The following is a 21757-nucleotide window of genomic DNA, read 5'->3' as shown; positions in this document are numbered from 1 at the left end:
GGGTCCCTGCGAGGGGGCCGTTCCATAAGCTCACCTCCGTGACCCGCCTGCTCGTCGTCGTCCCGAGCGAGACCGACCCGCCCGCTCGGCTGGGGGAGTGGCTGCGCGCGGCCGGTCTGGAGCTGGACGAGCGGCACCTCGGGCTCGGCGACCCGCTGCCGGGGTCCCTCGACGGTGTCGACGGCCTGCTCGTCCTGGGCGGTCCGCAGTCCTCGATGGACGACGAGACGACCAGCCCCGAGCTCGTCGGCGTCCGTGCGCTCCTGCGCCAGGCGGTCGACGGCGACGTGCCCACGCTCGCCGTCTGCCTGGGGGCGCAGCTGCTGGCGCAGGTCGGCGGTGGCCGCACCCGGGTCGGGGTCGACGGGCCCGAGGTCGGCGCCACGCTGGTGGCCAAGCGCGACGCCGCCGACGCCGACCCGGTCTTCGGCCCGGTCCCGCTGTCGCCCGACGTCATCCAGTGGCACCACGACGAGATCTCGGAGCTGCCGCGGAACGCCACCCTGCTGGCGAGCAACCCGCACTACCCCCACCAGGCCTTCCGGGTCGGGCGCAACGTCTACGCCCTCCAGTTCCACATCGAGACGACGCCGGAGATGGTCCGGGCCTGGGCGGAGAGCGACCCGGTCGGCGTGGCCGCCGCCCCGCTGGACCTCGAGACCCTGTGCCTGCGCGCCGCCGCCGCGCACGACGACGTCGCCGAGGCCTGGCAGCCGTTCGCGACCCGGTTCGCCGCATTGGTGCGCGACTCCGCCGGGGCCCGGGCGTGACCGCTCCGCTCCCGGAGATCCCGCGCCCCGCCGTCGTCCGGCTGGTGCGCTTCGGCTTCGGCGACGGCGAGCGTGCCGCCCGGTTGCTCTCCGACCCCGCCCTCGGGCTGTGGGACCTGGGGCGCAACGAGCCGGCCGACCCGGAGGCCGGTCCGGTGGTGGCGGCGCTGGCGCGCGCCGGCGACCCCGACCTCGCCGTGCGCTCGCTGCACCGGCTGGTCGAGGCGCTGGACGCCGAGGATCCCGACGGCGGTGCCGCTGCGGCCCTGCTTGCCCGGCTCCGCGGCCCCGGGCACCTGCGCGCCCGCCTGGTCTCCGTCCTCGGCGCCAGCTCCGGCCTCGCCGACCACCTGGCCGCCCGGCCGCTGGACTGGCAGGTGCTCGACGACGACCGGCACGGCACGTGGCGGCCCACGCCGGAGGCGCTCGAGCGCCAGATGCTGGCGGCGGTCGGCGCCGACCCGGACGACCCGCCGTGGGGCGTGCGACTGGGCAAGGGGGCGCCCGACGCCGGTCCCGAGCGGGTGGCCGCCCTCCGGCTGGCCTACCGCCGGGCGATCCTCTCGCTCGCCGGCCGTGACCTGGGCGAGGCCGTGCCGGCGGAGGAGGTCGCCGTCGAGCTGGCCGACATCGCCGCCGCCGTGCTCACCGCCGGCCTGGCCGTCGCCGTCGCCGAGCAGCCCGACGACGCCGCGGCCTGCCGGCTCAGCGTCATCGCCCTGGGCAAGACCGGTGGCCGGGAGCTCAACTACGTCAGCGACGTCGACGTGGTCTTCGTGGCCGAGGCGGTCGACCCCACGGACGCCGAGAGCGCCGCGCTGGCCAGCGCCACGCGGGTGTCCGCGGCCCTCATGCGGATCTGCCACGAGGCCGCGTGGGAGGTCGACGCCGCACTGCGCCCGGAGGGCAAGCGCGGGGCGCTGGTGCGGACCGTGGCCGGCCACACCGCCTACTACGAGCAGTGGGCCGACACCTGGGAGTTCCAGGCGCTGCTGAAGATGCGGCCGGTCGCCGGTGACCCCGACCTGGGCCGGGCCTACGTCGACGCGCTCTGGCCCCTGGTGTGGAAGGCCGGGGACCGGCCGGGGTTCGTCGGCGAGGTGCAGGCCATGCGCCGCCGGGTCGAGGCCAACATCCCCCCGGCCCAGGCCGAGCGGGAGCTCAAGCTCGGTCGTGGCGGGCTGCGGGACGTCGAGTTCGCCGTCCAGCTGCTGCAGATGGTGCACGGGCGGGCCGATCCCAACCTGCGCGTGGGCGGCACCGTGCCGGCGCTGCAGGCCCTGTCGGCCGGCGGCTACGTCGGCCGCGAGGACGCCGCGACCCTCGTCGCCTCCTACCGGTTCCTCCGCACCGTGGAGCACCGGCTGCAGCTGCTGCGGCTGCGCCGCACCCACCTGCTGCCCACCGACGAGCAGCAGCTGCGCTGGCTGGCCCGCTCGCTGGGCTACAAGCCCGACCACCGCGGGGACGCCGTGGACGTGCTGCGCGCGGAGCTGGCGCTGCACACCCGCGAGGTGCGGCGGCTGCACGAGAAGCTCTTCTACCGGCCGCTGCTGTCCGCGGTCGCCCGCGTGCCGGGGGAACACCTCCAGCTCGGCTCCAAGGCGGCCGGCGACTGGCTCCGCGCGCTGGGCTTCGCCGACCCCGAGGGCGCGCTGCGCCACCTGTCCGCGCTGACGGGTGGGGTGTCCCGGTCGGCGTCGATGCAGAAGTACCTGCTGCCGGTCCTGCTCCAGACCTTCGCGTCCTGCCCCAACCCGGACGCCGGCCTGCTCGCCTACCGCCAGGTCAGCGAGGCCCTCGGTGGCAACCAGTGGTACCTGCGGCTGCTGCGTGACGAGGGCCAGGTGGTGGAGCGGCTGGCCCAGCTGCTCGGCTCCAGCCAGTACGTGGCCTCGCTGCTCACCCGCACCCCGGAGGCGCTGCGCCTGCTTGCCGACGACGCGGAGCTCGAGCCGCGGGATGCCGGCGCACTGGCCAAGGCCTGGCGGTCGGCCGCCGGGCGTGCCCCCGATCCGCAGGCGGGCATCCGCGTGGTCCGGGGGCTGCGGCGGCAGGAGCTCCTCCGGATCGCGGTGGCCGACCTGCTCGGCCGGCTGGACGTGCACCGGGTCGGCCGGGCGCTGACCGACGTCGCCGTCGCCACGCTGCAGGCGGGGCTGGACGTCGCGCTGCGCGCGCACGCGGCCGATGCCGGGACCGACGTCGCCGACCTGCCGATGGACCTCGCGGTGATCGGGATGGGCCGGCTCGGGGGCGGAGAGCTGGGTTTCGGGTCCGACGCCGACGTCCTGTTCGTGCACCGCGCCCGGCCCGGCGCGGACGAGACCAAGGCCTCGGCGGCGGCCAACGCCGTCGCCCACGGCCTGCGCCGGCTGCTCACCGAGGCGGGGCCGGACCCGGCGTTCGAGGTGGACGCCGACCTGCGCCCCGAGGGTCGGCAGGGCGCCCTGGTGCGCAGCCTGTCGGCGTTCCGCGAGTACTACGAACGCTGGGTCTCGGTGTGGGAGGTGCAGGCGCTGCTGCGGGCGGTCCCCGTCGCGGGGGACGAGCAGCTGGGCGCGGACTTCGTGGCGCTGGTCGACCCGATCCGCTACCCGGCCGCCGGCCTCACCCAGGAGCAGGTCGCGGAGATCCGGCGCATCAAGGCGCGGGTGGAACGGGAGCGGCTGCCCCGCGGGGCGGACCCGGCGACGCACACCAAGCTCGGCCGTGGCGGACTGTCCGACGTCGAGTGGACCGTCCAGCTGCTCCAGCTGCAGCACGCCGCCGGCTCCGAGGCGCTGCGAGTGCCGGCGACCGCCCCGGCGCTGGACGCGCTCACCGCCGCCGGGCACCTCGACGCGGACCAGGCGGCGTCCCTGCGCGAGGCATGGGCGCTGGCCACCACGGCCCGCAACGCGATCTTCCTGGTCCGCGGGCGGCCCAGCGACCAGCTACCGCGCCCCGGGCTCGAGCTGGCCGGCGTGGCACGGGCCTGCGGGTACGGCCCGGACCAGGACCCCGGCCAGTTCGTCGACGACTACCGCCGCACGACCCGGCGTGCGCGGGCGGTCGTCGAGCAGGTGTTCTACGGCCTGCCGCTGTCCGGTCCGGGCTAGCTCCGGGGGCACCGTGGCGTGTGACGATCCGGTGGCATCGGGCGGCGCGCCGGTTCGCGACGCCGCCCGGCGGCTACGTCCCGGTGCGGAACTGACCGGCGAGACCTGGGCGGGCACTGATGCGTCTTCTCCCCGCAGCGGTCGCCTGCGCGGCTCTGCTCGTGACCGGTTGCGGCGCGGACGGCGCCGCCACCGGCGCCCGCCCCACCGGGACCGCGTCCAGCGGGCACCCGGGGCCCGGACCGGACGCCCCGGACGCGGTGCGCCCGGTCGGCGACGGGGACATCGCCGAGTCCGTCGCCACCGGCGGCGGCCCGGCCGTGACCGTCACCGACGTGCGGCTCGGGACGCACGACGGCTTCGACCGGATCGTCTTCGAGGTCGCCGGCGACGGTCTTGCCGGCTGGCAGGTCGGCTGGGTCGACGAGCCGCGGGCGCCGGGTTCCGGCGCCCCGGTCGAGGTGCCCGGCCAGGCCTTCCTCGGCATCACGCTGACCAACATCGCCCTGCCGGGCGACGCGGGGGCCGACGCCCTGGTCTGGCAGGGACCGCAGCGGCAGGCGGTCGCCGGGGCCGCCGTGCTGGAGGCGCTCGTCGACGCCGCACTCGTCGAGGGCCGGTACTCCTTCTTCGCCGGGACGGACGAGCGGCGTCCGTTCGCGGTCGGGACGGCGAACTCCCCGCAGCGGATCGTCGTCGACCTGTTCGCGGACGAGGTCGCGCCCCCCGTGGCGCTGTCGCAGCGCTGCGACAGCCCGGCCGGCTTCTCGGTGTCCTATCCAGAGGGGTGGTCGGTCAACCTGGGGGAGACGGTGGCGGCGTGCACCCGGTTCGCCCCCGAGCCCTTCACCGTGCCGCCGGGCACCGACGCCCGGGTGGGTGCGGTGACCGCCTCGGTGCAGCAGGCGCCGTTCGAGCAGGTGGCCGGACCGGGCGCCGGGCGGGAGCTGAGCCGCGGCACGACCACGGTCGGTGGCCGGCCGGCGGTGCGGGTCGAGCGGATCTCCGTGGGCGAGGGGCTGTGGCCCGCGGGTGTGCCGACGACCGGCTACGTGGTCGACCTCGGGAGTGGAGCGCAGGGGCCGCGGACACTGGTGATCGACACGGTCGGCCTGCCGCAGTTCGACTACGCGCGCAACGTCCCCGTGCTGGACCGCATGGTGGAGACGCTCACGTTCCCCGACCCCTGACCCGTGCCGATCCCCGCGGCCGCCGGCAGGGCATGCTGGGAACGTGTCACGACCGCTGCCGGCCGAGCCGGACCTGCCCGAGGACGTCGACGCCGAGGACGGACCGCCCGGCGGGAGCACCGACGGCGCCACCATCACGCCCTACCGCGACGGACCGCTGATCGTCCGCGGGGACTTCCGGCTGCTGGACCAGGACGGCAACGAGATCGACCCCGGCCGGGAGACGATCGCCCTGTGCCGGTGCGGCAAGTCCGGCATCAAGCCGTTCTGCGACGGGTCGCACAAGCGGTCCGGCTTCTCGGCACCCAGCGCACCGAGCCGGCCGCGCCCGGCCGCGCAGCTCCGCCGGGAGGCCTGACCCGCCAGTAGCTCCCCCGCCAGCGGGCGAGCCATGGGCGGGGCGGCTTCGACCGGACACCCGGTCGGGGGACACGGCGGTCGGACGCGGGACTTGTGACCTGCGTCCCCCATGATGCGGGCACCCCCCGCCGCCGGCGGTGTCCGATCGGAGGTCCGATGAGTTCCGCGCTCGTCACCGTCGCCCTGCCCGTGGCGCTCGCCGTCGTCATGTTCGGGCTCGGCCTGTCCCTGACCGCGCGGGACTTCGCCGAGGTCGGTCGCCGGCCGAAGGTCGTGCTCCTGGCGCTGGGGCTCCAGCTGCTCGTCCTGCCGGTGCTGTGCTTCGGCCTGGTGCTGGCCTTCGACCTCCCACCGCTGCTCGCCGTCGGCATGCTGCTGCTGGCCGCCTCGCCGGGCGGGACCACCGCGAACCTGTTCAGCCACCTCTTCCGGGGCGACGTCGCGCTCAACATCAGCCTCACCGCGATCAACTCGGTGGTCGCCGTGGTCACCCTGCCCGTGGTCACGAACCTCGCCATCGGCTTCTTCGACCCGGTCGACGCCGGTGCGCTCGGCCTGCAGTTCGGCAAGACGCTGCAGGTCTTCTCCATCGTCCTGGTGCCGGTGCTGCTGGGCATGTTCGTGCGCAACCGGGCCCCGGGCTTCGCCGACCGCATGGACGAGCCGGTCCGGATCATGTCGGCGGTGGTGCTCGCACTGGTGATCGTCGGGACGATCGTGGCCGAGCAGGACCGGGTGGGGGAGTACCTCCGCCAGGTGGGGCTGCCGGCGGTGCTCTTCTGCCTGCTCGGCCTCGGCCTCGGCTTCGCCGTGCCGCGCCTGCTGGGGGTGGCGCGCGGCCAGGCGATCGCCTGCGCGTTCGAGATCGGCGTGCACAACAGCACGCTGGCCATCACCGTGGCGCTGAGCGTCCTGGGCAACGTCGAGCTCGCCGTGCCCGCGGCCGTCTACGGGGTGCTCATGTTCCCGCTGGCCGCGGCCTTCGGCTGGGTCATCAGCCGGGGGGCCGGGGCTCCCGCCGATCAGGCGGCCAGCGCGCGCTCCCGGTAGAGGGCGGAGTGGCCCGCCTCCCAGGCCGTGAGCAGGTGGGAGGCGGCCAGGCCGTCCATGGCCAGCGAGCAGGCGGCGCCGAAGAGGACGTCGGCGGCGAGCTCGGGCTCCTCGGCGACGAGCGAGCCGCACATGTCCACCGAGGCGATCTGCTCGTGCACGGCGTCGGCCTCGACGTGCTCGTCGTAGAAGACCGTCGTCCGCTCACCGTGGCCGAGCCGGCGCAGGCCGGCCGAGTAGCGGCGGCTCGGCTCCGAGGAGGTCATCTCCACCGCGGTCAGGTGGCCCAGGGCGGCCCCGCGCCAGCGGCGGTGCAGGCCGAACAGCGACATGGTGTTCACCGAGGCGAACGCGGCGGCCGGCGCCTCGTCCCAGAGCGCCCCGTAGCCGGCGTCCAGCCCGAGGTCGCGCAGCAGCCCGGCGAACAGCTCGCTGTGCATGCGTGCCGCGGAGCCGCCGCCGTACTCGTCGGCCTGGATCTCCACCATCGCCGCCTTCGCCCGGCCGGAGAGCCGGGGGATGGCGAAGGTGTGCGGGTCGGCCTCCTTGAGGTGGTACACCGACCGCAGCGTCAGGTACTCGCGCCACTGCTCCGCCGTGCCCTGCTTGGCCATGTAGGACGACAGCGACGGGCTGTCGTCGGCGTCGATCAGCGCGGTGATCTGCCGGTCGATCGACTCGTCCGTGGGCGTCATCGGGCCGGCCACCCGGTGCAGGGCCGCCAGGTGCGCGCGTTCGAGGCCGGCCCGCAGCTGCAGGAGGCCGGGCTCCCACTCCCAGTCGTCGGAGACCCCGTCGAAGCCGCGGTAGTGGAGCTCGTAGCAGCTGGCCAGGGCCAGTTGCAGGTCGTCGTCGGCGAGCGCGTCGTCGACCCCCGCGACGACCTGCTCGGCGATCTCCGCCGTCCTCGCGGACACCGTGGGGCGGGTGGCGAGGTCGTGGGTGAGGGCGGCGGTCAGCGGACCCCTGGGCTCGGGCAGGCGCATGGTCCTCTGCTTGCCCACCGGTTCCCGGAACGATGCACCGCACCGATGTGATGTCCCCCGGTGGGATTCCGCCGACCGCTTGGCATGATCGTGCCGCTCCGCGTGCTGCCGCCGGTGACCGGTCGCGGCGCGGCGCGGCGTTGCGCTGACGGGGATCGGGGAGGCTTCGTGCCGTTCGAGGTGGGGGACGTCGTCGTCCGGCGGCTGGACGACGAGCACTGGGCGGTCGTCGAGCCGCTGGCCTACCGGGGGAAATGGGACCGCTTCGTCGTGCCGGCCGGGTTCGTGACCGACTTCGCCACGGTTCCCCGGGTCGTGGTGTGGCTGGTGCCCAGGTTCGGCCGCTACACGGCTGCGGCGATCCTGCACGACTGGTTGGTCACCGAGGGCATCGCCGGGGGCGTCGTGACGGCCCGGCAGGCCGACGGGATCTTCCGGCGGGTGATGCGGGAGAGCGGGGTGCCGGTGGTCCGGCGCTGGCTGATGTGGTGCGGCGTCCGCTGGGGGGCCTTCGGTGACCCGGTCCGCGGGAAGGGCTGGTGGATCAGCGCCCCGGGCGTGCTGGCCATCTCGCTCCTGGCGGCACCGGTCGTCGTGCCGCCGGCGGTGCTCATCGCCGCCGCGCTGCTGGTCTACGGGGTCGTCGAACGGGCCGTCGGGGTGCTCACCGGATCCCCGACGCAGGACGCCGGTTCCTTCCGCACCTGAGCGGTACGCCGTCGCGGCGGGAGTCGTGTCCAGGGCGGCGCTCGGTACCGCGGTCGAGGAACCGACCCAGCGCCTCGATGACGAGCTCCGCCGCAGGTCGCGGGTGATCACGACCAACGAGGAGCCCCTGGCGCCGTTCCACTCGGCCGGATGACGAGGGGGGTGGACCGCGTGCTGGACGGCGTCGAGGACGACCGGCCTTGCGCTCCCGGTGTCCAGCAGGGCCTTCAATCGCAGCACCCGGTCGCCGTGGGCGGGCAGGAGAGCCGACACCCGGTCGGCAAAGGCTTGCGGTCCACGGGGCCGGTCAGTGCCACCGAGACGGACGCCACGCCGGCCAGGTGGCGCCCCGCCGGCAACGGGGGCACCGGGGCAGCGGCGAGAGCTTCGTGGCTCTCGGAGGCCTGAGCCAGGTCGACACCCTCGGGGTGCAGCACCGATGCGGCGGGGTTGAGCCGAGCCGGCCGCCGCCGCAGCTCCTCGGCGACGGGCTCGGAACGAGGTGCAGTTCGCTCGTCGTCTCCCTCAGTGGGGGGAGATGGCGCCCCCCCGGCGTAGCCCACATGGCGTTCCGGTCGATGTAGAGGCTGAGAGGTCCTGGAGTTCGGGATCTCCACCGACAAGGGCGACCCATCGGAGATGGCGGGGAGCCGGGTCCCGGGCGCTCGCTCGTGAACCCGCCACGGTGGCCCGGCGCACCCCAGGGTCCCGGGCCCGGTGATCGGGGGCCCGACGCGGAGAGCGTGACGAGTGCGCATCGAATCCGTTCACGAACCAGGAAACGCAGGAGGTAGGAACATGACGGCAAGCATCGGCGGCCTCATCTCCGGGCTCGACACGAATTCGCTGATCACTCAACTGCTCAGGGCGGAGGCCGTCCCGCAGGCGGCGCTGAAGACCCGGCTGTCGATCGCCAAGGCCACGGCCGAGGCGTACCGGTCGGTCAACACCCGCTTCGACGCCGTGCGCACGGCGGCGGAGGCCATGCTGAAGCCGGAGGCCTGGAGCGCGGTCAAGGCCACCAGCAGCGCGTCCAGCGTCGCCGCGTCCGCTACCGCGGGTGCGCCCACCGGCTCGTTGACCTTCGACGTGAAGAACACCGCGGCCGCCCACTCGGTGGTGAGCGGCATCAACTGGACGGCGACCACCGACCCGTACGGGATGACCTCGCCGATCGAGGTCCGGGCCGCCGACGGCAGCGTGAAGGGCACGATCACCGTCGGCGGGAGCGGCACCCTTGCCGACGCTGTGCAGGCCATCAACGACAGCGAGTTCGGGCTCAGCGCCACCGCGGTCAAGGTCGCCGACGGGCAGTACCGGCTGCAGGTGACCTCGGAGACCTCCGGCGCGGCGACCTCGTTCGACCTCGGCACCGCCGGCACCTTCGCCGTCGCCACGCAGGGGGTCGACGCCACGCTCACCGTGGGCAGCGGCACCGGCGCCTACGACGTGACCTCCTCGACCAACACCTTCGCCGACCTCATGAGCGGCGTGACGATCACCGTCAGCAAGCCCGAGACCGCCGTCACCGTGGAGGTCGCCGCCGACCCCGGGGCCGTCGTGAGCAAGATGCAGGCGCTGGTGGACGCCGCCAACCAGGCGTTGAGCGGGATCAAGACCAACACCGACCCCGACGGCGGGGCCGCCGCGACCCTCAAGGGCGACAGCGCGCTGCGCGCGCTGGCCGGCCGGGTGCTCGAAGCGGTGTCCTTCGCCGTCGGCGCCGACGGTTCGCCGGCGACGATCGGGCTCCAGCTCACCAAGGACGGCACGATCGCCTTCGACGCGGCGAAGTTCAGCGCCGCGCTGGCCGACGATCCGGCACTGGCACAGCGGCTCGGCGCCGGTGGGCCCGCCGGCCCCGGTCCGGACGGTGTCAGCGGCAACGCCGACGACGTCGTCCCGGGTGTGGCCCAGCGGCTGCTCGACGCCGCCAAGGCCGCGTCCGACACGACCATCGGCACGCTCACCCTGCTGGCCGAGGGGCGTGACGACCTGGCCGGTGACCTCCAGGACAAGATCGAGGCCTGGGACGTCCGGCTGATCGCCCGCAGGACGGCGCTCACCCGCCAGTTCACCGCCATGGAGACGGCGCTCAGCGGCCTGCAGAGCCAGTCCTCGTGGTTGGCCGGTCAGTTGAACTCGCTGCCGTCGTGGTCGTGACCGCCGTCTGCAGCGCACCAGGGATCCAGCCGGTCCGGCCGCCCAGCAGTTCCTGCCAGCGCCGCCGGGAGCAGGTCACCGCCACGGTCGCCGGATAGGTCGGCACCGACGGGTCGGGCCGGTCGGTGCCGACCTGGCGATCGTGCGGGCCGCCCGTCCGAGGTTCCCGAGGCTGCCCGAGGGCTTCCGGTTCCACGACCCGTACCCCTGTCCGGCCTCTCTGCCGATGGCGAACGGCCCCGACGTGAAGGTCGCCCAGCACCGCCACCGGCAGGGAGCGCGGAGACGACGCCGGTGCACCAGGGTCCGCACGAGCCGCCATTGCTGCACCCACGGCGGCTCGTGCGTGCTCGTCGCTGTCGGGCCACAGGTGCCCGCAGGTGTCCACGGTGAGGGCGCGGCGCGCGGTGGGCTGCCCTGACCCAGGCTGCGGAACGGGATCGGGCTCCCTCGTGGGCACGCCCGCGGTATCGGCGACGAGCGTTGCCCCACCCGATCAGCCTGCCGGCTGCCTCGGTCGCGGTCGAAGGGCGGTTCGCGTCCCTCCGGGATCGGGCTGCGGCCGGCCCTTCCCACGACCAGCGGCGACCGGACCGGGCGGGGCGCGGGCAGCGCTGTGGGGAGCAGCAGCGCCCCGTCGACCGAGTGGTCCGAGCGCCGGGTCCGGTCTAGCCACGCGTGCAGCATGGCGGTGCCCGGGCATCTGACCAGGGCGGCATGCAGCGAGCACCGACCCTCAGGCACCGACGAAACGCTTGCTACCGAACTCGGGCCCACCGCGCTGACCGGCCTCCGCCGTCCACCCTGGCCGAACGAGCCACCTCGTACGGCTGCACCGCGATCGTCGCCGCTCCTGCTCATGGCCGGCGGCGAGGTGCAGGACAGGCCTACGTGCGCGTCACCTCGGACTGTCGAGACCCGAAGTCTCCCCGGAGGGCTGAGCAGCACCCGCTCAGGGCGCCCCGAGTACGCCGGCCAACGCGACTGAGGCATTCCTCGTGTCCAGCCACTGCTGGAAGCCGTCGGGCGGTAGCGGGCGGCTGACGTGGTAGCCCTGCACGAGGTCGCAGCCCCAGTCCGCCAGCAGCGCGAGGGCGACGGCGTCCTCGACACCCTCGGCGACCACTCGCAGGCCCAGGGCGTGGCCCAGACCGAGAGCGGCGCGCACGATGGCGGCGTCGCCCTGGTCGTCGGCGAGGCCGAGGACGAAGGTCCTGTCGATCTTCATCTCGTGGATGGGCAGCTGCTTGAGGTAGGCCAGGGAGGACTGCCCGGTCCCGAAGTCGTCGACCGACAGCCGTACCCCCAGGGCACGCAGGTCCTGCAGCACAGCCACCGACCGCCCGAGGTCGGCCATGACGGCGGTCTCGGTGATCTCCAGCGTGAGTGCGGCCGCAGGCAGCCCTGCTCGACGCAGCGCCTTGCCCACTCGCGTCGGAAGCTCGGTGTCGCTCAGGCTGCGGGCCGAGAGGTTGACCGCGACCCCGAGGTGGTGGCCCTGCCGGCGCCACTCGGCGCAGGTCGCCAGTGCGGTGTCGAGGACCAGCGTGGTGAGCGGGCGGATGAGGCCGGTCTGCTCGGCGAGCGGGATGAACTCGTCCGGGCTCACGCGGCCGTGCTCGGGGTGCTCCCAGCGCACCAGCGCCTCCGCGCCGTGCACCTGGCCGGTCGCTGGGTCGGTCTTGGGCTGATAGTGCACGGACAGGTCCCCCGCGGTGATGGCGTCACGCAGGTGCCCGATCATCCGCACCCGGTGGGCGGCGCGGTCCGCAGTGCTGTCGTACACCTCGACGTCATGACGCCGGAGCTTGGCCGTGTAGAGCGCGGTGTCGGCGTGCTGCAGCAGTTCAGCCGGCTCGTCGCCGTGCTCGGGTGCCACGGCCAGGCCCGCGGTGACCCGGACGTCGACGGTCAGGCCCTCTACCGGGAACGGGACGGACAAGGCCGAGACCAGCGCAGCCACCCGGGTGCGGGCGTCCTCGGCGTCGGCGACGGCGGGCACCAGGGCGGCGAACTCGTCATTACCGAGCCGGGCCACCGAGGCCGTGCCCAGTCGCTCGCCGAGCCGGCGGCCCACCTCGACCAGCAGCAGGTCACCGGTCCCGTGGCCGAAGGCGTCGTTGACGTCCTTGAAGCCGTCGAGGTCGAGCATCACCACCGCCGTCCGGGGTTCGTCGGCCAGCCGGGTGCGGAGCAGGCGCAGGAAGTGCCGGCGGTTGGGCAGCCCGGTGAGGGGGTCGTGCAGCGAGCGGTGCTCCTGGACCGCGGCCTCGACGGCGAGCTGGTCGACCAGGTGCGCCTTGTGCAGCGACACGCTCGCGTGGTTGGCCAGCGAGGCGAACAGGCGCAGGTCGGCGTCGCCGAAGGTGTCGAGGTGCTGCGGCCGGCCGGTCACCAGCAGCACACCCATGACCGTGTCATCCACCCGCAGCGGGGCGGCCATGCCGTCCTTGGGCCGCCCGGGGGCGGCCTCGTCGCCGCGGGGGAGCAGCACCGGCTCGCCGTCCCGGGTAGGCGCCCACCAGGACGGCGCCTCGTCGAACGGCAAGGGGACGACGCTGCTGCCGGTCAGGCGCAGGTGTGTTCCGGCCTCGGTGGCCGTGGGCAGCAGGATCAGCTCGGCGGCGTCGGCGGCCAGCTCGTCGCGAGCCTCGGTGAGGACGGCCTCGGCGACCCGGTCGGTGCGGACGGCGCCGCCGATGCGGTCGGTGAAGCGGTAGAGGGACTCCAAGCGGGTGTGGCCGCGGCTGAGGACCGAGTAGCCGCGGTAGGCCACGGCGAGCGTGGCGACGATGACCACCATCAAAGCGAGAGCATCCGGGCGGGTGACCAGGAGGACCACGACCAGCAGCCCCACGCTGCTGTTGGCCAACGCGGCGACGAGTGCCGTCATGATGGTGCGGGCGATCTCCCGGCCGTCGAACCGGCCCGAGGTGATGAAGATGACCGCGGCGAGAGCAACGGAGCTGACCGCGTGGGCCACGACGATCGTGGCCAGTGCGGCGGCGAGGCCTCGGCCGCCCGTGGCGTCGCCCTCGGCCAGGACCGCGTGGTACACCGTCTGGGCCACCGCGGCCTCGAGTGCGAAGAGCGCGAGGTTGAAGGGCAGGGCGAGGCCGAAGCGGCGGTGCCACGCCAGGCCCATGGCCGAGCCGAGCACGCTGGCTGCGACGTAGTCGGCGGGGGCGCAGAAGGCGAGGCCGAGGACGAGGGGGATCTCGGCGAAAGAGATCGCGATGGACTCTCGACGGACCGGCAGGTGCACCCGGAACAGCTCGGTGGCGGTGAACAGCGGGGCCAGCGCCCACCAGGGCAGCTCGTGGCTGGGGACGGCGGCGTCGAGACCGCGGAGTGGCCCGCTGACCAGGGCGAACGCGCCGGCCGCCATGAGGACGGCGAGCAGGACGACCACGGCGTCGCGCCGACGGTCGGATCCAGCCATGGTCGTCTCCTGTCGCCGCCCGGGGAAGGTGGCTGTCGCGTCGGACATCGGCACGCCGTCGCGGGGCCTTGAGCCGGTTCCCCGATCGATCACCCCGTAGGGGCAGAGGACAGCAGGGGCAGGAGGTCCGCGACCCCCTGCCCCTGCTGTCCCGCCGGACGGACTACCAGTTGTCCGCGTTCCGCCAGCTCATCCGCTGCCAGTCGTCGGCCCGCCAGCTCATGCGCGCCCAGTGGTCACCCCGCCAGCTCATCCGCTGCCAGTCGTCGGCCCGCCAGCTCATCCGGGACCACGGGCGATCGGTCCAGGCGATGCCGGTCCAGGACGGCTCGGTCCAGACGACGGCCGGCCAGACTCCGTCGACCCAGGCGCTGCCGGTCCACGCCGTGCCGCGCCAGGTGCCGCCCGACCACGCGGTGCGGGCCGAGGACGCGGCCGCCCAGGCGGTGGCGTCCCACGCGACACCGAACACGTCCTGCTCGCCCCGCAGCGCCGTCCCGGTGGCCGGGTCGGTCAGGTACGCCCCGCCGCGGGCGGCGTCGAGCGTCCCGGTGCCGCTCGAGCGGGTGAACGACTGCGCGTACTTGGGGACCGAGCCCTTCTCCAGCAGCTCCACAGCCCCCTTGACGTCGAGGTCGCCGGCGCCCTGCACGGGACTGGTGTCCAGCATCAGCTTGTCCGCGCTGTCCTTGAGCAGGCCCTTGACCTGGTCCGGGGTCAGCTTGGGATTGCGCTGCAGCAGCAGCGCAGCGGCACCGGAGACCACGGCGGCCGACTGCGACGTGCCGGAGCCGCGGAACAGCCGTCCGGTGTCGTCGCCGTAGACCAGGCCCTCAGGGTGGCCGACGTCGGCGTAGGAGCTGGGGACACGCAGGCTGACCACCGACTTGCCCGGTGCCAGCAGGTCGGGCCGACGGGCGGTGGTCCCGGAGTTGGTCCACGCGCCGACGAGGTCGTCCTCCGGCGCAGGAGTGCCGTGGTTGTTGCTGGACCCGACGGCGATGACGTACGGGTCGATCGCCGGCATGGTCAGCGGCCGAGCGCCGGAAGCCCCGTCGTTGCCCGCCGCGACGACCACCACGATGCCGGCCCGCCAGGCGCTCTCCACCGCGTGCGCGAGCGGATCGAGCTGGTAGGACTGCGTCGAGTCGGTGCCGTAGGACAGGTTCAGCACCCGGATGTTGTGGCTGGCCTTGTTCGTGACCACCCAGTCGATGCCGGCGATGACCTGGGAGACGTCGACGCTGCCGTCGGCGGCGCCGACCTTGACGTTGACGATCGTCGCATCGGGGGCCATCCCGACGAACCACTTCTCGTCCTTCTCGTTCCCGCGTGGCGCGGCGGAGTCGCGACCGGCGATCAGTCCGGCCAGGTGCGTGCCGTGGCCGTAGCCGTCGCCGTGCCGGAGGTTGTCCGCCTGGGAGTCCAGGGACAGGTCCGGGCCGTCGACGACCTTGCCGGCGGCGTCGAGGCCCGGCACCCGGGTGACACCGGTGTCGATGAGCGCGACGCCGACGCCGACGCCGGTCAGCTTGCGGTCGCCGTTGCCGGGGTCCGACTTGCCCCAGACGTCCTGGGCGCCGGTGTCCTTGGTGACGGTGAACGCCGACCCCTGGTCCACGCTGGCCAGCCAGGATCCGGTCTTCAGGGTGGCCTCCCGGCCCTCCCCGGTGGTGTCGTCGCCCCACACCTGGTCGAGCGTGACCAGGGGGCCGTCCGGCGTCACCGCGCGAACCCCGTCCACCCGACTGAGCAGCGGGAGGCCGCCGGCCGGGACACGGGCCTGCAGCCCGTCCAGGATGTCCAGCCGGAGGTCGACCACCCCGCCCAGCCGCTGCACCTCGGCCGCGGCAGCGGCGGCGCCGCCCTCCACGATCACGGGAACCAGGGGGCCGGTGGGCGCCTCGGCAGCCGCTGCGGAGGGAGTCACCCCCATGCCGGCCAGCGTGGCCGAGGCGATCGCCACGGCCGCGGCACGTGTGGCGGGGCGTCGCCGTGCCTTCTTGCCTACTTGTCTCGCGATCATGCGAGTCGTCCCCCTCGTTTGGTGTCTGTCGGGAGGACAGTGCGTCAGCAAGACGTGATTGACCAGCTACTCCGCGTGAGATCACCCCGATGGGTGGTGCACCCGCAGGTGCAGCGCATGGGCACCGCACGATCACCGCAAGGCGGTCGGTTCGGCGCTGCCGGTGGGACGCGCTCCCGGGTCGCGCACCAGCCCGCTCGGGCGGCCTTCAGGATGGCTGCGGCGTCGGCTCGAGATCCGACCGCGGGCACCTGCCGGCTACCGGCCAGGCGAAGTGCCCACCGAGCGTCCGGCGCGGGCAGGGCACGCGCTGCCGGGTGCACGACAAGGACGCCGCGGGTGAGGAGGACGCCCGAGCGTTCCACTACGTGCAGGACGAGCGCTCCACGACGTGGAGGAGTCGAAGGCGCGCCGGTGGCTCGACGAGCTCGTGACGAGCCAGGTGGGACAGCGACGAGTCCGCACGAGCCGCCGGCGGTGCAGTTCTGGCGGCTCGTGCGGACCCGGTGCTGACCACGACGCGACCTACGAGGGGCCCCGCAGGTCGGCGAGGAGAGGGCGCCTCAGATGTCGTAGTACATCGCGAACTCGTGCGGGTGCGGGCGCAGGCGGATCGGGTCGATCTCGTTGGCCCGCTTGTAGTCGATCCACGTCTCGATCAGGTCGGGCGTGAAGACCCCGCCGTCGATGAGGTACTCGTGGTCGGTCTCGAGGTTGTCCAGCGCGGCGTCCAGCGACGCGGGCACCTTCTCGATGCCCAGGGCCTCCTCGGGCGGCAACTCGTAGAGGTCCTTGTCGACCGGTGCCGGCGGCTCGATCTTGTTCTTCACGCCGTCGAGGCCGGCCATCAGCATCGCCGAGAAGGCGAGGTAGGGGTTGGCCGACGGGTCGGGCACGCGGAACTCGATGCGCTTGGCCTTCGGGCTGTCACCGGAGATCGGGATCCGGAGGCAGGCCGAGCGGTTGCGGGCCGAGTAGACGAGGTTGATCGGGGCCTCGTAACCGGGCACCAGGCGGTGGTAGCTGTTGACCGTCGGGTTGGTGAAGGCCAGCAGCGACGGAGCGTGGGCCAGCAGGCCGCCGATGTAGTGGCGGGCCATGTCGGACAGGCCGGCGTAACCGGTCTCGGCGTGGAAGAGCGGCTGCCCGTCCTTCCAGAGGCTCTGGTGGCAGTGCATGCCGGAGCCGTTGTCGCCGAAGAGCGGCTTGGGCATGAAGGTGGCGGTCTTGCCGGCGGCCCAGGCGGTGTTCTTGATGACGTACTTGAACAGCATCAGGCTGTCGGCCGAGCGCAGCAGCGTGTCGAACTTGTAGTTGATCTCTGCCTGACCGCCGGTGCCCACCTCGTGGTGCCCGCGCTCGAGCTCGAGGCCCGACTTGATCAGGTTGAGCATCATGTCGGCGCGCAGGTCGCTCTGCTGGTCGTAGGGCTCGACCGGGAAGTAGCCGCCCTTGGGGCGGGCCTTGTAGCCGCGATTCGGGCTGCCGTCGAGCTCCGTCCGGGCCCCGGAGCGCCAGGAGCCCTCCTCCGAGTCGATGTGGTAGTAGCCCTCGTTGATGCCGGTGTCGTACCGGACCGAGTCGAACACGTAGAACTCGGCCTCGGGGCCGAAGTAGGCGGTGTCGGCGATGCCGCTGGAGGCGAGGTACGCCTCGGCCTTCTTCGCCACGTTCCGCGGGTCGCGGCTGTAGGCCTCGCGCGTGATCGGGTCGTGGATGAAGAAGTTGACGTTCAGCGTCTTGTGCTTGCGGAACGGGTCCACGAACGCGCTGTTGGCATCGGGCAGCAGCAGCATGTCCGACTCGTTGATCGCCTGGAAGCCGCGGATCGACGACCCGTCGAAGCCCAGACCGTCGGAGAAGGTGTCCTCGCCGAAGGTCGACGCCGGGATGGTGAAGTGCTGCATGACGCCGGGCAGGTCGCAGAAGCGGACGTCGACGAATTCGACGTCGTTGTCGCGGATGTAGGCGGCGACCTCGTCGGGACTGGTGAACATCGATCCTCCGGGATTGTGGACGGCCGAACGAAACCTACGAGCGGGGAGTTGCCCCGCCGTGTCCCGAGTGTTTCGGGGCGGTAACAACGCTCGCGGCGTGTCGCGGCGGGGCAGTTCTGCGCGCGGGCCGGAAGCCGGTCGGCGGGGTCCTACTCTGGCGGCATGGTCAGGAGCGTCGATCAACCTTCTCAGGCCCCCGTCCGTGGCGCCTCTCTGGGGTTGCCGGCCGAGGGCCCCGGATCCCTGGCATCCTTCAGCGACCGGGCGGCGGGATACGCCGTCGACGCCGTCGCCTCGGCCCTGATCGCGTGGGCCTTCACCGCCCCGTACGGCCCCGGCAACTGGAGCCTGGTCGTCTTCGGCGCCCTCACGGTCGGCACGCTCGTGGTGTTCGGCCAGACGCCGGGCCACCGGCTGCTCGGCCTGCGCCTGGCCCACCCGACGCCGCAGTCGCGGCTGGCGCCGTGGCGCGCGCTGGTCCGCACCGCGCTGCTCATGCTGCTGGTCCCGGCGCTGATCACCGACGGCGACGGCCGCGGTCTGCACGACCGGGTGACGAGGACCGCCGTCGTCAACGCCTGACCATGGGTCCGTCCCGATGATGATCAGCTGACCTGGTCATCGGGGGTCCTCCCTCACGGTCCACGGTGAGGGAGGCCGGTCCATGATCAGGTCACCTGATCACCGAAGCGGCTGCCGAGACGACGGGAACCCCGCACCGGTGGGTGCGGGGTCCTCGAGCAGCGAGGTGTCAGCCGCGGCGGCGGACCTGCCGCTGGCTGATCGACATCGCCCGCCCACCGGGCAGCGGCCCACCGGGCACGGGCATGCGGGCGCCCCCGAGTGCGCTCATCCGCCGGCCCAGCGCGTTGACCTCGGCGGCGGACAGGTTGCGCGGGAGCTTCATGACGTGGGTGCTCAGCTTCTTCAGCGGCACCTGGCCCTCGTCGTCGCCGACGATGATGTCGTAGATCGGGGTGTCCCCGACGACGCGGGCGATCTTCTTCTTCTCCTGCGCGATGAGACCGCGGACCCGGCCGGGGGAGCCCTCGCCGACCAGGATGATCCCGGGGCGGCCCAGGACCCGGTGGACGGCGTCCATCTGCGGGGTGCCGGCGATGCCGGAGCTGACCCGCCAGTCACCGCGCATGCCTTCGAGCACCCACGCCGCGGCACCGGGCTGACCCTCCACCTGCCGGTAGGCCGACCCCTGCGCGCGCCGGCCGAACACGATCATCGCGGCCAGACCGCCGAGGATCAGCGCCAGCGGCAGGAAGATGAACGGTGAGTCCAGCAGGATGCCGATCAGCTCGACGACGGCGAACGCCACGACGAAGGCGATGAGCATCACCCACGGCAGCTTCGGGTCGTTCCGCCGCGTGAGGGTGTAGGCCTGCTTGATCATGCGGCCGTTGTTGCCGAGCTTCTTGAGGCGACCCACCTTCGGCTGGCCGTCCTTGCCGAGCTTGGGAGCCTTCGTCGCCCCCGACGCGGTGGCGCCCTTCGCCGAGGATGCGGCCTTACCGCTCCCGCTGGGGGTCGCCGGGTCCGAGGACTTGCTGCGTGCCATGTCCCCAGGATAGGGCCGCGACCTCCCGGGGCTACGTGCGCCGAGCTGGGCGGCCCGGCGGTTCAGCCCCGAGGGGTGAGCCCGCGGGCCTCGATCGCCTGCTGGTACAGGCGGCCGGCCCGGTAGGAGCTCCGCACCAGGGGCCCGGCCAGCACCCCCGGGAACCCGATCTTCTCGGCCTCGGCCTGGAAGCCGACGAACTCGTCGGGCTTGACCCAGCGGACCACGGGGTGGTGGCGGGGGGAGGGGCGCAGGTACTGGGTGATCGTGAGCAGGTCGCAGCCGGCGTCGTGCAGCGCCTGCATCGTCTCCACGACCTCGTGCGATTCCTCGCCCATGCCCAGGATCAGGTTCGACTTGGTGACCAGGCCGGCCTCGCGGGCGGCGGTTATCACGGCGAGCGAGCGCTCGAAGCGGAAGCCGGGACGGATCCGCTTGAAGATGCGCGGCACGGTCTCGACGTTGTGCGCCAGCACCTCCGGCCGCGAGGAGAAGACCTCGGCCAGCTGGCCGGGGTCGGCGTTGAAGTCGGGGATGAGCAGCTCGACGCCGCAGCCGGGCAGTGCGGCGTGGATCTGGCGCACCGTCTCGGCGTACAGCCAGGCGCCGCCGTCGGGGAGGTCGTCACGGGCGACGCCGGTGACGGTGGCGTACTTCAGGCCCATGGTGGCGACGCTCTCGGCCACGCGACGGGGCTCGTCGGCGTCGAAGTCGGCGGGCTTGCCGGTGTCGATCTGGCAGAAGTCGCAGCGCCGGGTGCACTGGTCACCACCGATGAGGAAGGTGGCCTCCCGGTCCTCCCAGCACTCGTAGATGTTGGGGCAGCCGGCCTCTTCGCAGACCGTGTGCAGCCCCTCGCGGCGCACCAGGGACTTCAGCTCGGTGTACTCCGGCCCGGTCTTCAGCCGTGTCTTGATCCACTCCGGCTTGCGCTCGATCGGCACCTGGCTGTTGCGGACCTCGAGGCGGAGGAGTTTCCGGCCGGCCGGCTCGATCGTCGATCCCGTCGAGGTCGGAACGGCCGGTTCACTCATGATCCCCACGGTACTCCCGGACGCACGACGCCCCCGTTGCGCGAGCAACGGGGGCGTCGGACGTGAGCCGGAACTCGCCTCAGACCTGGCGGTCGTCCGGGCCAGCGGTCGGGCCGGAGGTGGCGCTACCACCGGAGCTGAAGGGCTCCGGCGTGTTCTTGACGTCCTCGCTCGCGCTGTCCGCGCCGTCACCGTCGACGAACTGGGCGTCGCGGACGCCCATGTCGGACTCGGCAGGAGCCGAGTCGCCGGTGGTGTCCGCGGTGGAGACAGTCTTGCCGGAGCTGTCGGAACTGGGGGAACTGGGCACGGGGTCCTCTCGGTAGCTGGGCACCGGGCCGTCGCCGGCCGGAGCGGGGGTCCAGGCGTCGCTCTTCGAGCGGCGGAGCAGGACGAACACGGCAGTACCCGCGGCGAGGAGCACGAACACCCACGGCCAGCGGCGCGGCTCGGGCTCGACGCCCACCCGGCGCTTGACGGTCCTGGCCGTGGCCAGCGCCGCCTTCTCGAACTCCTTGTGCTTCTTGCCGGCCTTCTTGCGCGCCTTCTTGGCGGTCTTGCGAGCCCTGCGACCGGACTCGGCCGCGGCCGCGGCGGCCTCTGCCCGTCGGGCGTCGAGCTCGCTGCGGGCGCTGTCCACGCCGGCGGCGAGGGTGTCCCGGGCGCTCTCCAGTGCCGGCGTCACCGCGTCCCGCGCCGCCGTCACCCGGGGGGTGGCGTAGGCGAGGGCGGCGGCCTGGGCCGCGGTCAGCCGGGGGGCGAGGTCGTCGACCAGCGTCTTCTGGGCGGACTTCTGGGCCGCGGTCAGCCGGGGAGCGACGTCATCGCGCAGCGCCTTCTGAGCCGCTTCCACCCGGGGACCGAGATCCGCCGCGGCCTTGCTCGCCGCGGCCTGGGCGGCCACGACAGCACCGGCGACCTTCGGCGCCGCGGCGTCCCGGGCGGCCTCGATGCGGGGGGCGAGAGCGTCCCGGGCGGCTTCCACGCGCGGGGCGAGGGTGTCGCGCGCGCTGGCGACGGCCGGAGCCGCCACCGCCACGGCGGCCGCCACCCTGGGTGCCACCGCGCGCTGGGCCGCGTCGAGCGCGGGGCCCGCTGCCTCCCGGGTGGCCGCGACACGCGGCCCCAGCTCTTCGGCAGCGAGTCGACCGGCCTCGGTCGCTGCGATCCCGATGTGGGTGAATGCCTCCTGGAGCTCGGCGCCGATGACCTGACCACGCGTCTTCTTGCGGAACACGAGCTGCACCTCCGAGTTGATCGTCTCGCGATCATCCTGCCCGGTCCGGGCGGTGAGCACACCCCGAGACCGCGGGACGGCGCACCTGCACCCTGGCCGCCGGTCACGGTCCGACCGTGGAGT

The 21757-nt window shown here is 73.5% G+C and carries 15 protein-coding genes and 1 pseudogene; 8 read left to right on the top strand and 8 right to left on the bottom strand.

Features of this window, described 5'->3' with window-relative positions:
- Nucleotides 1-38 precede the first annotated feature (38 nt).
- The 5 genes from C5507_RS04770 to C5507_RS04750 all read left to right on the top strand — a co-directional run bounded on the left by C5507_RS04770 (nucleotide 39) and on the right by C5507_RS04750 (nucleotide 6471).
- A complete protein-coding gene (locus C5507_RS04770; RefSeq protein ID WP_104527382.1) occupies nucleotides 39-770 on the top strand; it encodes a type 1 glutamine amidotransferase in 732 nt (243 codons plus the stop codon).
- The gene (locus C5507_RS04765) at nucleotides 767-3871 is read left to right on the top strand and encodes a bifunctional [glutamine synthetase] adenylyltransferase/[glutamine synthetase]-adenylyl-L-tyrosine phosphorylase (RefSeq protein WP_207225671.1); all 3105 of its coding nucleotides are present in this window, start codon (nucleotides 767-769) and stop codon (nucleotides 3869-3871) included. The genes C5507_RS04770 and C5507_RS04765 overlap by 4 nt, the downstream gene beginning before the upstream one ends.
- A gap of 119 nt (nucleotides 3872-3990) precedes the next feature.
- The gene (locus C5507_RS04760) at nucleotides 3991-5061 is read left to right on the top strand and encodes an AMIN-like domain-containing (lipo)protein (RefSeq protein ID WP_130504169.1); all 1071 of its coding nucleotides are present in this window, start codon (nucleotides 3991-3993) and stop codon (nucleotides 5059-5061) included.
- Nucleotides 5062-5104: 43 nt separating this feature from the next.
- Nucleotides 5105-5419, top strand: coding sequence for a CDGSH iron-sulfur domain-containing protein (locus tag C5507_RS04755; protein WP_207225672.1), 315 nt, complete (start codon nucleotides 5105-5107; stop codon nucleotides 5417-5419).
- Between the two features lie 158 nt (nucleotides 5420-5577).
- On the top strand, nucleotides 5578-6471 hold the full coding sequence (locus tag C5507_RS04750; protein ID WP_104527380.1) for a bile acid:sodium symporter family protein: 894 nt from the start codon (nucleotides 5578-5580) through the stop codon (nucleotides 6469-6471).
- Here C5507_RS04750 and C5507_RS04745 read toward each other — a convergent pair.
- Entirely contained in the window at nucleotides 6444-7457 is a 1014-nt protein-coding gene (locus C5507_RS04745) for an iron-containing redox enzyme family protein (protein WP_104527445.1), read from the bottom strand. The genes C5507_RS04750 and C5507_RS04745 overlap by 28 nt on opposite strands.
- A gap of 168 nt (nucleotides 7458-7625) precedes the next feature.
- On the opposite strand from C5507_RS04745, the gene C5507_RS04740 reads away from it, so the two are divergent.
- Complete coding sequence (locus C5507_RS04740; RefSeq protein WP_104527444.1) at nucleotides 7626-8165, top strand: DUF1353 domain-containing protein; 540 nt, start codon at nucleotides 7626-7628, stop codon at nucleotides 8163-8165.
- A 93-nt stretch (nucleotides 8166-8258) separates the two neighbouring features.
- Here the strand turns inward: C5507_RS04740 and C5507_RS23465 are convergent.
- Nucleotides 8259-8606 (bottom strand): annotated as a pseudogene (locus C5507_RS23465) (CobW C-terminal domain-containing protein); the annotation flags it as partial.
- Nucleotides 8607-8963: 357 nt separating this feature from the next.
- Here C5507_RS23465 and fliD point away from each other — a divergent pair.
- Entirely contained in the window at nucleotides 8964-10328 is a 1365-nt protein-coding gene (gene fliD, locus C5507_RS04725) for a flagellar filament capping protein FliD (RefSeq protein ID WP_104527378.1), read from the top strand.
- Nucleotides 10329-11280: 952 nt separating this feature from the next.
- Here fliD and C5507_RS04715 read toward each other — a convergent pair.
- The 3 genes from C5507_RS04715 to glnA all read right to left on the bottom strand — a co-directional run bounded on the left by C5507_RS04715 (nucleotide 11281) and on the right by glnA (nucleotide 17793).
- Nucleotides 11281-13770: a putative bifunctional diguanylate cyclase/phosphodiesterase gene (locus tag C5507_RS04715; protein ID WP_158657510.1), complete on the bottom strand. Its 2490-nt coding sequence runs from the start codon at nucleotides 13768-13770 to the stop codon at nucleotides 11281-11283.
- A gap of 163 nt (nucleotides 13771-13933) precedes the next feature.
- Nucleotides 13934-15706, bottom strand: a complete 1773-nt coding sequence (locus C5507_RS04710) for a S8 family serine peptidase (protein ID WP_158657509.1) — start codon at nucleotides 15704-15706, stop codon at nucleotides 13934-13936.
- 653 nt (nucleotides 15707-16359) lie between these two features.
- Complete coding sequence (glnA, locus tag C5507_RS04705; RefSeq protein WP_104527374.1) at nucleotides 16360-17793, bottom strand: type I glutamate--ammonia ligase; 1434 nt, start codon at nucleotides 17791-17793, stop codon at nucleotides 16360-16362.
- 162 nt (nucleotides 17794-17955) lie between these two features.
- Here glnA and C5507_RS04700 point away from each other — a divergent pair, with 162 nt between their 5' ends.
- Complete coding sequence (locus C5507_RS04700) at nucleotides 17956-18375, top strand: RDD family protein (RefSeq protein ID WP_104527373.1); 420 nt, start codon at nucleotides 17956-17958, stop codon at nucleotides 18373-18375.
- Between the two features lie 169 nt (nucleotides 18376-18544).
- Here the strand turns inward: C5507_RS04700 and C5507_RS04695 are convergent, their stop codons facing one another.
- The 3 genes from C5507_RS04695 to C5507_RS04685 all read right to left on the bottom strand — a co-directional run bounded on the left by C5507_RS04695 (nucleotide 18545) and on the right by C5507_RS04685 (nucleotide 21643).
- On the bottom strand, nucleotides 18545-19363 hold the full coding sequence (locus C5507_RS04695; RefSeq protein WP_104527372.1) for a DUF4191 domain-containing protein: 819 nt from the start codon (nucleotides 19361-19363) through the stop codon (nucleotides 18545-18547).
- A 62-nt stretch (nucleotides 19364-19425) separates the two neighbouring features.
- The gene (gene lipA / locus C5507_RS04690) at nucleotides 19426-20397 is read right to left on the bottom strand and encodes a lipoyl synthase (protein ID WP_104527443.1); all 972 of its coding nucleotides are present in this window, start codon (nucleotides 20395-20397) and stop codon (nucleotides 19426-19428) included.
- A gap of 79 nt (nucleotides 20398-20476) precedes the next feature.
- The gene (locus C5507_RS04685) at nucleotides 20477-21643 is read right to left on the bottom strand and encodes a hypothetical protein (RefSeq protein ID WP_130504171.1); all 1167 of its coding nucleotides are present in this window, start codon (nucleotides 21641-21643) and stop codon (nucleotides 20477-20479) included.
- Between the last annotated feature and the right edge of the window lie 114 nt (nucleotides 21644-21757).

Source organism: Blastococcus saxobsidens, assembly GCF_002938435.1.
In the GTDB taxonomy this organism is placed as follows: Bacteria; Actinomycetota; Actinomycetes; order Mycobacteriales; family Geodermatophilaceae; genus Blastococcus; species Blastococcus saxobsidens.
This window is presented reverse-complemented; position numbering and strand designations above follow the sequence as displayed.